Annotated in this window: 2 protein-coding genes; one reads left to right on the forward strand and one right to left on the reverse strand. The window is 43.7% G+C overall.

Going from position 1 to position 2,070, the window contains the following annotated elements; genetic code table 11:
* On the reverse strand, window positions 1-783 hold a 783-nt coding region (locus tag WBJ10_RS01505), incomplete at its 3' end, for a 1-deoxy-D-xylulose-5-phosphate synthase N-terminal domain-containing protein (protein WP_424287793.1).
* 462 nt (window positions 784-1,245) lie between these two features.
* On the opposite strand from WBJ10_RS01505, the gene WBJ10_RS01510 reads away from it, so the two are divergent.
* A complete protein-coding gene (locus tag WBJ10_RS01510; protein ID WP_424287794.1) occupies window positions 1,246-1,992 on the forward strand; it encodes a segregation and condensation protein A in 747 nt (248 codons plus the stop codon).
* The last annotated feature ends 78 nt before the right edge of the window (window positions 1,993-2,070 follow it).

Here is a 2,070-nt window from a genome sequence, read left to right on the forward strand (position 1 = left end):
GTGCCCATCAATAGGTCCGAAATAACGGAACTTCAGCGCTTCGAAGAAATTACTTTTTTGTAATAATCCCCCTTTGATGGTCTTTTCTACTTTCTTAACAATTTCGTGGGCGTTAGGCCCGAGATCCGAAATCTTGGTCAGTACATAAGAGATATCATCGCGAAAGCGGTTATATGAGTTAGAAGTGGTGATATCTGTTAGATATTCTTTCAGTGCGCCGACATTCGGGTCGATCGACATACAGTTATCGTTCAGGATAACTAAAAGATTTGAATTTTCTATGCCTGCATGGTTAAAAGCCTCAAATGCCATTCCGCCGGTCATCGCACCATCACCTATAACAGCGACATGCTGCCTGTCTTTTTCACCTTTATAATTGGAAGCAACAGCCATACCTAAAGCTGCTGATATTGAAGTAGATGAATGTCCTACACCAAAGGTGTCGTATTCGCTTTCTGATCTTTTCGGGAAACCACTGACTCCTTTATATATCCGGTTGGTATGAAAGCTATGTCTTCGTCCCGTAAGGATTTTATGTCCGTAAGCCTGGTGGCCTACATCCCAAACCAATTGATCGTAGGGTGTATTTAAAACATAATGAAGGGCAACAGTTAATTCAACTACACCCAGGCTCGACCCAAAGTGCCCGCCATTGACGGAAACGGTATCGACAATAAATTGCCTGAGCTCATTACAAATCCTGACCAGATCAGTATCCTTAAATTTTTTCAGGTCAGAAGGATAGTTTATCTGCTCCAGAAATTCGCCTGCCTTAACTTCCATGTAGGTTATTGTAAAATTGAATTTACAAAAATAACTTATTTGTGAAACATTTGGGTGAAGTATTAAATAATTGGCTGTCTTTGCGAGTGAAACGAAGCAATCTCTGGCAGGTTGTCATTGCGAGTGAAACGAAGCAATCTGTGCAGGTTGTCATTGCGAGTGAAACGAAGCAATCTCTGAAGACTATTACAATAGATTGCTTCGTCGTGCCTCCTCGCAAGGACAACGGGGTTGCCTCCTCGCAAGGACAACTGGCCAGGTTGTCTTTGCGAGTGAAACGAAGCAATCTCTGAGGACTATTATTAGAGATTGCTTCGTCGTGCCTCCTCGCAAAGACAACGGGGGTGCTCCTCGCAAAGACAACGGGGTAGCTCCTCGCAAGGACATCCCGCTAGAGATTGCTTCGTCGTGCGTCGTCGCAAGGACAAGCAATCCACTTTTTCCGTACTTTTAACCTGCCCTATGGTTTCAACCGACAACTTCCAAATCCACCTACCCCAATTCGAAGGGCCTTTCGACTTGCTCTTGTTCTTCATTGAGCGGGATGAGTTGGATATTCAGGACGTTCCTATCGCAAAGATCACGGACGATTTTTTGGATTATCTGCATCATATGAATTCCCTCAACATCGAGATCGCAAGTGAATTTATCTTCGTTGCGGCCACATTGATGCGGATCAAAGCAAAGATGCTGCTGCCGCGTCCGGATCTGGATGAGGAGGGGAATGAGATCGATTTGAAACGCGACCTTATTCAGAAACTAATCGAATACAAAAAAATAAAATTGGTGACGGAGGAGTTCAGGCTGCTCGAACATGAACGTTTCCAATTAGAAAAACGGGGAAATATTTTGTTCGATTTGCAGCAGGTGGCTTTGACTTCCGACCCTGGGGAAGAGCTGGAATCATTTGATCTTTATAAATTGATGATGACCTTTAATAAGGTTATTAGCCGGAGCCAATTCCGCGATAATAAAGAAGAGCATATCGTTGAGCAGTATCCATATAGTATTGAAAATCAAAAGACTGTCATTGCCCGGCTTCTTGAAATAAACAAAAGGATTGATTTTAAAGACATACTCTCCAGTTCGGAAAACAAGGTGCAATTTGTTTATAATTTTTTGGCTTTACTGGAGATGCTGCAGCAGGATTTGATAACGATACAGACGGGCTTGGGGTTTAATAATTTTTGGGTTGAGGCGAAACTGTAAATGGTCCCTCGCTGCGCTGGAGGTCCCTCGCTGCGCTTCGGGATGACGAGCGGGTTTGTTTTTTGAGGTCCCTCGCTG

Origin of the sequence: Daejeonella sp. (assembly GCF_049655485.1) — a bacterium.
Lineage (GTDB): Bacteria > Bacteroidota > Bacteroidia > Sphingobacteriales > Sphingobacteriaceae > Daejeonella.